The sequence below is a fragment of the Streptomyces sp. NPDC127190 genome, from assembly GCF_042672505.1.
In the GTDB taxonomy this organism is placed as follows: Bacteria; Actinomycetota; Actinomycetes; order Streptomycetales; family Streptomycetaceae; genus Streptomyces.
Map to the genome: position 1 here is coordinate 439,379 of NZ_JBHXVE010000002.1, position 8,002 is coordinate 447,380.

Annotated in this window: 8 protein-coding genes; 5 read left to right on the plus strand and 3 right to left on the minus strand. The window is 74.1% G+C overall.

The window, feature by feature from the left end:
* Window positions 1-18 precede the first annotated feature (18 nt).
* The 5 genes from ACFVIU_RS05205 (at window position 19) to ACFVIU_RS05225 (ending at window position 5,464) form a co-directional block, all read left to right on the plus strand.
* Window positions 19-630 (plus strand): toxin, encoded by a 612-nt coding sequence (locus ACFVIU_RS05205; protein WP_385840722.1) that lies wholly within the window; start codon window positions 19-21, stop codon window positions 628-630.
* Window positions 627-1,790 (plus strand): hypothetical protein, encoded by a 1,164-nt coding sequence (locus ACFVIU_RS05210; protein WP_385840723.1) that lies wholly within the window; start codon window positions 627-629, stop codon window positions 1,788-1,790. The genes ACFVIU_RS05205 and ACFVIU_RS05210 overlap by 4 nt, the downstream gene beginning before the upstream one ends.
* A 65-nt stretch (window positions 1,791-1,855) precedes the next feature.
* Window positions 1,856-3,010 carry an MAB_1171c family putative transporter gene (locus ACFVIU_RS05215; protein WP_385840724.1) on the plus strand — a complete coding sequence of 385 codons (1,155 nt, stop codon included), beginning with the start codon at window positions 1,856-1,858 and terminating at the stop codon, window positions 3,008-3,010.
* A 32-nt stretch (window positions 3,011-3,042) separates the two neighbouring features.
* Window positions 3,043-4,488, plus strand: coding sequence for an NAD(P)/FAD-dependent oxidoreductase (locus ACFVIU_RS05220; RefSeq protein WP_385840725.1), 1,446 nt, complete (start codon window positions 3,043-3,045; stop codon window positions 4,486-4,488).
* A gap of 163 nt (window positions 4,489-4,651) precedes the next feature.
* Window positions 4,652-5,464 (plus strand): isocitrate lyase/phosphoenolpyruvate mutase family protein, encoded by an 813-nt coding sequence (locus ACFVIU_RS05225; RefSeq protein ID WP_385840726.1) that lies wholly within the window; start codon window positions 4,652-4,654, stop codon window positions 5,462-5,464.
* Here the strand turns inward: ACFVIU_RS05225 and ACFVIU_RS05230 are convergent.
* From ACFVIU_RS05230 to ACFVIU_RS05240, 3 genes are all read right to left on the minus strand, one after another.
* A complete protein-coding gene (locus ACFVIU_RS05230) occupies window positions 5,395-6,114 on the minus strand; it encodes an alpha/beta fold hydrolase (protein ID WP_385840727.1) in 720 nt (239 codons plus the stop codon). The genes ACFVIU_RS05225 and ACFVIU_RS05230 overlap by 70 nt on opposite strands.
* The gene (locus tag ACFVIU_RS05235; protein ID WP_385840728.1) at window positions 6,107-6,691 is read right to left on the minus strand and encodes a TetR/AcrR family transcriptional regulator; all 585 of its coding nucleotides are present in this window, start codon (window positions 6,689-6,691) and stop codon (window positions 6,107-6,109) included. The genes ACFVIU_RS05230 and ACFVIU_RS05235 overlap by 8 nt, the downstream gene beginning before the upstream one ends.
* A gap of 95 nt (window positions 6,692-6,786) precedes the next feature.
* Entirely contained in the window at window positions 6,787-7,863 is a 1,077-nt protein-coding gene (locus tag ACFVIU_RS05240; RefSeq protein WP_385840837.1) for an MFS transporter, read from the minus strand.
* Window positions 7,864-8,002 lie beyond the last annotated feature (139 nt).

An 8,002-nucleotide genomic window follows, 5' to 3' on the forward strand; every position in this document is an offset into this window, starting at 1 on the left:
AACCCTGGAGCGCGTACGGTGACGGCGCTGACCCGGCTGCGCCAGTGGCAGCGGTTACGGCGGCGCGACCGGGAGATGCGGCTGTTCGTCGAGACGCTGATGGCTCCCATCCGCGCCCGGCTGGGCGGCCCCTGCGGGGACGAGACCTTGGCCGGCGCGGCTCCGGAGGACCCCGAAGCGCTGTTCCAGGCCCTGGTCGAGTCCGCCCAGCGGTGGCGCGGCGACCGGCCGCTCGTGGTGCACCGCGTGCACATCCCCCGCGAGTTCAGGGCCACGGGCATGTGGCTGGAGCGCGCGGACCGGGACGACGTCATCATCGAGCAGGACGCGGAGATCTGGCATCAGGCGCAGATCTTCGGACACGAGCTGTGGCACATGCGGCAGAAGGACGGTTTCACGCCCGAGCAACTGGCGAGCGGGGCCTGGGAGGCACTGGAGTCGGGGCACGCGCACGGCGCCCTGCCGGCCGCCGCCCGGTCCCGTTTCGACGCGGACCCGGAGAAAGATGCCGAGCTCTTCGGGATCCGGATCGGGCAGGAGATGCGTGCGCTGATGGAGCGGGACATGATCACCGGCGAAACGGCCCGCCGTATCGCGGACGCGCTGCACTATCGGGGGACCCGGACATGAGCGGGGCGATCAACTACACGAGCTGCGGCCTGCTGTGGGCCGGACTTCTGGTGAAGCTGCCGGATCTGCTCCGGCACTGGCGCGAGCCCTCGGTGCGGGCCGTCAACGGCGTGCTGGCGATCGCCTCGCTCTGCTTCCTGCTCGGGGCACCCGCCTCGGTGCGGGTGATCAACCGGGTCAGCGGCGTGTCCAACCTGGCCGCTCCCCTGACCTATGCCTCGATCACGGCCTACAGCGCGGCACTGCTGATCATGATCGCCTGCTGGCGGGGCGGCCCGGGGCTGCGCCGGACGACCCGGAGCTGGATCCTCGGGTACACCGCCGTCCTCGCCGGTGTCGCCCTCCTCTTCGCCCTCGGTGACGCCGCCGAGGAGCGCCGCAGCGACTTCGACACGTACTACGCGACGAGTCCCTGGATCGCCGAGATGGTCGTCCTGTACCTCGTCGCGCATCTCACGGCCGTCGCCGTCAGCGCCGTCCGGTCGCTGCGCTGGGGCTTCGAGGAGGAGGTGCGCAAGCGGCCCTGGCTGCGCACCAGTCTGCTCCTGATCGGCACCGGCACGGTGATCAGCTCCGGGTACAGCATCGCGAAGCTGGCCGCCGTCGCCGCGCGCTGGACCGGCCGGGACTGGGCGGTCCTGGGCACGTCGATCCCGTCGGTCTGCGCCGGACTGGGCGCGCTGCTCACCGTGGTGGGCGTGCTCCTTCCGCTGGCCGGCCCGCACCTGTCCGCCTGGCGCGACTACGTCCGGCTGGCGCCGCTCGACGCGGTGCTGGACCCGGTGCTGACGGACCGTGCCCTGCGCGTCGAGCGGCCGCGCTCCCCCTTCCTGTGGGGCACCTGGCGCTGGAGCACCATCCACAACGGCCTCCTCGCGATCGAGACGCTCTACGACGAGATGCTCCACGACGCGACACTGCTCGCGGAGTTCGAGAAGACCGGCGACTGGACCCGGGCGACGTCGGCCGCGTGGGCGGTGACCATCGCCGAGGCCGTCGGGCGCGGTACCGGGCCTGTGCTCCGGCCCGCCGACGCGCCACCCCGGCTCTCCCCTCCGCGCGACGCCGCGTCCCTGGTCCTGATCGCCGACGCCGTGAAGAGGTCCGAGCGTGCGGCGCGCGCCGTCGAGCCGGGCCACGCCCCGGCCCGCTCCGCCTGACCCCGGATCCGCGTTCCCAACCCCCCCATGCGTCCGAAGGCCCTGAACGGAGTCCGCGAAAGAACATGAGCCTTCTCGTGTACCTGGCGTCCTCGCTGCTGGCCCTGGCCGCCATACTGCTGCGCCGGCCGCGCAGGACTCCGCGCTCCCCGCTGTCCGTCGCCACCCGGGCCACCGCGTTCATCGCCGCCGTCTGCTTCTTCCTGTCCGCTCCGGTCACGCTCGCCGCGGTCAACGACGTCACGGGCGTTCCCAACGCGGGCGCCCCGCTGACGTACAGCTGCATCTCCGCCTTCAGCTGCTCCCTGATCGTCCTGCTGTTCCACTGGAAGGGCGGGCCGAGGGAACGGATCCGGCGGATGACCCGGATGGCGGTCGTCGTCTACGGCACCCTCATCCTCGCCATCGTCGTGCTGTTCGGCCTCGCGGACGCGCACACCGAGCGCCTCACCGACCTGGACACCTACTACGCGAACACCCCGTACATGCGGGAGATGATCGCCCTCTACCTGACGGGTCATCTGGCGAGCACCATCGTCCTGAGCGCGGTCTGTCTGAAGTGGGCGCGTGACGAGGTCACGGGGCTGCTCCGGCTCGGCCTCCGGCTGATCCTGGCCGGGCTGCTGCTCGACGTCCTCGGCTTCACCCTCGCCAAGGTCACCGCGGTCGCCGCGCGCTGGCTGGGGTACGACCTGGACTTCCTGTCCACCGACGTCGCTCCCCCCGCCGCCTCGCTCGGGGCGCTGATCTACTGCGCCGGGTTCGTGCTGCCCCGCCTCGCCTCCGCGGCCGCCGTGGAGCGGCAGAGCCTGTCCACCTACCGGGCGCTCGGCCCCCTCTGGTCGGCGGTGAAGGACGTGGCCACGGCCCCGGTCGCCGAACCGACCTGGTGGCAGTTCTGGTGGCAGCTGCCCAGCAACCGCCTGTACCTCATGGAAGCGAACATCCGCGACGCCCTCCTCCAGCTGACGGCCTACATCGACCAGCGCGTGGGCCATACGACGTACGCGGCCGCCGTGGCACGCGGCGAGGCGGGGGAGAGGGCGCGTGCCGCTTCGGAGGAAGCGATGATCATCGACGGTATACGCCGTGCGTCGGGCCACGGTGACGGCCCCGCCGATCCGCCGGAGAAGTTCCGCGTCACCATCGATCTGGTCGAGCTGGCGCACGCCGTGCAAGGCCTGCGTGAGGCGGCACCGGGCCAGGTGGGAACCACGTGACGCCGGCCGACGAGCACTACAGGGAGAGAGAGTTGTCACACAGAGCTGTCGTGGTGGGAGCCGGCATCGCCGGGCTGGTGGCCGCCGCGGCCCTGGCCGTCGCCGATCCCTCGATGCGGATCCTCCTGCTCGAACGGGACGAGCTTGCGGCCGGCCCCGAGAACCGGCGGGGGGTCCCCCAGGGCCGGCACGCCCATCTGCTCATGGCCGGCGGGCTGGCCGCCATGGAGTCGCTCTTCCCGGTGAGTGTGCGCGACCGCCTCCTGGACGCGGGCGCCCACCAGGTCGCCCTCGGCAACGGCATGCTGGCCCTCACTCCCGACAGCGGGTGGCTGCGGCGATGGCGACACGGCGGCCCCGCCATGATCACCTGCACGCGCGCGCTGCTGGACTGGGTCGTGCGGCAGGCCCTGCTCGACTCCCACCCCGGTGTCTCGGTCCACCGGGCGACGGTGGAAGGGCTCCTCGGCACCGCCGAGCGCGTCCACGGCGTCCGGCTCGGCGGAGCAAAGTCCACGCTGGGGTCCGAGGTGGAGGCGGACTTCGTCGTCGACGCGAGCGGTCGTGGCTCGGGGAGCCTGACATGGCTCGCCGGAATCGGCGTCAGCGGGGTGGAGGAGAGGCGGCTCGACTCCGGACTGACCAACGCCACCCGGATCTACCGCACACCGGCGGGCGCCGAATCGTTCCCTCTCACGCTGGTGCAGCCGAACCCCTACGACGGCCGGCCCGGCCGCAGCGCCATGGTGCTCCCGGTCGAGGGCAACCGGTGGATGGTCAGCGCGGGCGGCACCCGGGGCGGCGAACCTCCGCAGGACCCGCAGGGTTTCCTGGCGTACACGCTCAGCCTGCCGCACCCGATCGTCGGCCAGCTCATCTCCGGCGCGGAGGCCCTCACCGACGTGGTGGTCAGCCGCGGCCGCAGCACCAGCAACTCCCGCCGGTACTTCGAGCGGTCGCCGCGGTGGCCCGAGCGGTTCGTCGTGCTGGGCGACGCGCTGGCGACCTTCAACCCGGTCTACGGCCAGGGCATGTCGGTCGCGGCGCTCGGCGCGCAGGTGCTGGCCCGGGAGGTGGGGCGCGGCGGCCTCGACCGACCCGGCCTGTCCCGGCGGGTCCTGCACGGCGTGGCCCGCCATGTGGACACCGCCTGGCGGGCCGCCGTCGGCATGGATGTCCTGTACCCGGACGTGACCGGCGGCGAGCCCACGCTCGCCGACCGGGTCGCCGCCCGCTACGCGCGCAGGCTGACGAGGGCCGCGACGGGCTCCTTCGACGCGGCGGCGGCACTGTGGGACGTCACCAGCCTCCGGGCGTCCCCGGCGCGGGTGCTGTGGCCGAAGACGCTGCTGGCCGCCCTGACCGGGCCGTACCTCCCGCCGACCGCCGAGCCTCCGCTGTCGTCCGCGGAGCGTGAGGTCCTCGACCGATTGAAGAAGGGTGCGCCGGAGCCGAGCAGCTCCGTGCCCCTTCGGTAGCCCCGACGGCGAGGACGCGCGGTGGCCCGCAGGGTTCGGCCGGTGCCGAAACGACGGACGCCTAGGGACGCGGAGTGTCGGCGAGGGACGACAACGCCGCAGATGTGCGTGCCAGGGCCCGCGACGCCGGCAAGATCCGAAAGAGAGGCCCTAGGGTGGCCGTATGACCGCAGACCCGACCGTGTCGCCGTTCGCCGCGCTGCACCACCGTCCCGGCGAGCCGCTGCTGCTGCCCAACGCCTGGGACCACGCCTCGGCGGCCGCGCTGGCCGCCCGGGGGTTCCCCGCGGTCGCCACGTCCAGCCTCGCCGTGGCGGCGGCCGCCGGGTTGCCCGACGGGGCGGGTACGACCCGCGAGCACACCCTGCGGCTCGCCCTGACCCTGGGCGCCGGGCCCTGGCTCCTCTCGGTCGACGCCGAGGACGGCTTCAGCGACGACCCCGCGGAAGTGGCCGTACTGGCACGGCAGTTGTGGGAGGCGGGCGCGGTCGGGATCAACCTGGAGGACGGGCTCGGGCCGGCCGCGCGGCACGCGGCGAAGATCGCCGCCGTGAAGGCGGCCGTGCCCGGCCTGTTCGTCAACGCCCGCACCGACACCCACTGGTCCGGCGACGGGGACGAGACCGACACGCTGCGGCGGCTGGACGCGTACCAACAGGCCGGTGCCGACGGGGTGTTCGTGCCGGGGCTGAGCGACCCGGCGCGGATCGCCGCCCTCGTACGCCGTCTCGACGCCCCGCTCAACATCCTCTACTCGCCCGCCGGACCGGCCCTCGGCCACCTCGCCGACCTCGGCGTCCGCCGGGTCAGCCTCGGGTCGCTGCTGTACCGGCGGGCGCTCGGGGCGGCACTGGACGCGGTGGCCGATATCGCCGCCGGGCGGGCGCCGGGCGGTACGGCGCCCTCCTACGCCGAGGTGCAGGCGCTGGCTCCCAGCAGCACCCCGGTGAGCCGGTCCGCGAACTCCGCCGGATGATCGACGGTGCCGAGGTGCCCGCCCGGGAACTCCGCGAAGCCGCCGCCCAGCCGCTCGGCCAGGAACCCGGCCGTACGGTGCAGCACCTGGCCGCGCGAGTCGGAGCCGGCGGCGACGGTGAGCCGGCCGGGCGGTGCTGCGCGGACCGGGACGTAGGCGGTGAAGGGGTGCAGGACCCGGGCCAGGAAGACCCCGAACGGTGTCGCCTCCGCGCCCTCGGCCGGCGGCCGTTCGGCCCCGTCCAGCTGCGCGATCAGCTCGGCCCGCCGCTCGGCGCCGTCCGGCAGCGCGGCGACGCACGCCGGCTCGTGCGCGACCACGTGCGCGAGCCGCTCCGGGTGCCGGGCGAGCAGGTCCAGCGCCGCGATGCCGCCGGAACTGGTCCCGCACACATACGCCTGTTCCCCCTCGGGCAGCACCGCCTCCAGCAGCCGGTGCGCCCCCTCGCTCCAGTCCGCCACCCGCTGCTCGGGCACCGGCAGGCCGAGCCGGCCGTGGGCGAGGCCGAGCGGGTCGTAGGTGACCACGGTGAAGCGGGCCGCCAGCCGCTCGGTGAGCGGTCCGAGGCCCATCGGGTGGCCGGCCCCGCCGGGCAGGAGGAGCAGCACGGGTCCGGTGCCGGTGCGGTCGTGGTGCGGTGGTTCAGTCATCGCTCGTCGTCTCCCGGGGCCAGTGGGTCAGGGCCAGGTGCAGGGCCTCGACCGCCTTGTGCCAGGACGCCCGTACGTCCCGCTCGGCGCCGAAGCCGCCCGCGGCCTCCAGGACGCAGTAGCCGTGGAAGGTGCTGCGCAGCAGCCGTACGGCGTCCGTGAGGTCGGGTTCGCCGAGGCCGTAGCCGCGCAGCATGCCGTAAGTGATCTCGGCGGTGCGGTGCAGCGCGGGGGAGTCGGCGATCAGGGCCTGGTCGATACGGATCTGGGTGGCCGCGTACCGGCCGGGGTGTTCCAGGGCGTAGGCGCGGTAGGCGTCGGCGAACGCGGTCAGGGCCGCCCGCCCCGCGCGCCCGGCCACGGCCACGGCGATCCGCTCGATCAGCTCGCCGCCGGCGTGCAGCGCGAGCCGGGTACGCAGGTCCTCCAGGCCGCGGACGTGCGAGTACAGGCTCGCGTCCTTCACCCCGAAGCGGCGGGCCAGCGCGGACAGGGTGAGGTTCTCGAAGCCCGCCTCGTCGGCGAGTTCGGCTGCGGCCGCGACCACACGGTCGGCGGTGAGGCCCGCTCGGACCATGGCACATCCCCTCCGGGCCGCGGCGGACGGGCCCTCACCGGCCGGGGACACGACCTCCCCGATTCCTAGGGGCCCTAGGTTACATCCTAGGGGTCCTAGGAGGGAGGGGCGGTCGCTCTGGTCAGCCGGATCAGCCCCACCGTCGGCAGAAGCGACGCCGCCGAGAGGGCGGTCAGCAGCCAGGGGACCGCGTGGATGCCGGACGCCTCGATGCCCAGGCCCAGCAGCGGCGGGGCCGCCACGCCGCCGGTCATCGAGGCGGCGATCACCCAGGCACCGGCCCGCCTCGCCCCGGGCAGCGCCCGGTTGAGCCAGGGCAGGCCGGTCGGGAAGACCGGTGCGATGAACAGGCCGACGCCCGCGTACGCGACCGGCGCGAGCGGCCGTACCAGAGCCAGCAGCAGGCAGGCCGTCATACCGGCCGTGCACACCGTCAGGATCCGCTCGGGGGAGTGCCGCAGGGTGAGCGGGACGACCAGGAAGCGGCCCGCCGTCAGCATCAGCCAGTACACGGACGTCGCCGACGCGGCCACCGCGCTGCCGTACCCGACGGTCTCCAGATGGGTCGGCTCCCAGCCGCCCACGCCCGCCTCCACGGCCACATTGAGGATGTACAGGGCGAGGAAGCCGAGGAGGACACCGGGCCGGCCGGGGGCGGCCGGTGCCGTCCCCTCCTCGGGCGGGCGGGTGCGGACGCCCCGCGCGCCGCCGGCCACCAGCAGCGCCGCCAGCGCCGCGGACCCCCCGAACGCCCAGGTGTAGTGCTCCGGGCCCGCCCACGCCACCACCGCCGGGCCGAGCACCGCGCCGATGCCGAAGTGGGCGTTGAGGACGTTCAGCATGGCCGTGGAACGGTCGCCGAAGCCGACGGCGAACAGCTGGTTCAGGCCGTAGTCGAGGCCGCCGAAGCCGAGCCCGCCCAGAAAGGCGCAGGCCAGCGCGAGCGGCCAGGCCGGTGCCAGCGCGAACCCGGCCGCACCCGCCGCCATCAGGCCGTAACTCCCCGCCAGCAGCGCGCTGTTGCTGATCCGCGCGTGGACGACGTTGAACAGCAGGACCCCCGCGACGCCGCCGGTGAAGTGCAGGCTCAGGCCGAGCCCCGCACCGGCCGGGGACAGACCGTACGCGGTGCGCAGACCGGGCACGGCCGGGCCGTAGAGCGCCTGGAGCATGCCGATGAGGACGAAACCCACGCAGGACGCGACCGCGGGGGGGGCCGGGGGCGTGAGCGCCGCCCCCGCGGGGGGGGGGGGGCGGCAGGGCCGGCACCCGCCCCCCGGGGGGGGGAGCGGGCGAAACACCAAAAAATAA

Coding starts and splice junctions, on each gene's coding strand:
- ACFVIU_RS05235 (WP_385840728.1), bottom strand. CDS start 6,691: ATGGTCCGAGCGGGCCTCACCGCCGACCGTGTGGTCGCGGCCGCAGCC.
- ACFVIU_RS05215 (WP_385840724.1), top strand. CDS start 1,856: ATGAGCCTTCTCGTGTACCTGGCGTCCTCGCTGCTGGCCCTGGCCGCC.
- ACFVIU_RS05230 (WP_385840727.1), bottom strand. CDS start 6,114: ATGACTGAACCACCGCACCACGACCGCACCGGCACCGGACCCGTGCTG.
- ACFVIU_RS05225 (WP_385840726.1), top strand. CDS start 4,652: ATGACCGCAGACCCGACCGTGTCGCCGTTCGCCGCGCTGCACCACCGT.
- ACFVIU_RS05240 (WP_385840837.1), bottom strand. CDS start 7,863: ATGCTCCAGGCGCTCTACGGCCCGGCCGTGCCCGGTCTGCGCACCGCG.
- ACFVIU_RS05210 (WP_385840723.1), top strand. CDS start 627: ATGAGCGGGGCGATCAACTACACGAGCTGCGGCCTGCTGTGGGCCGGA.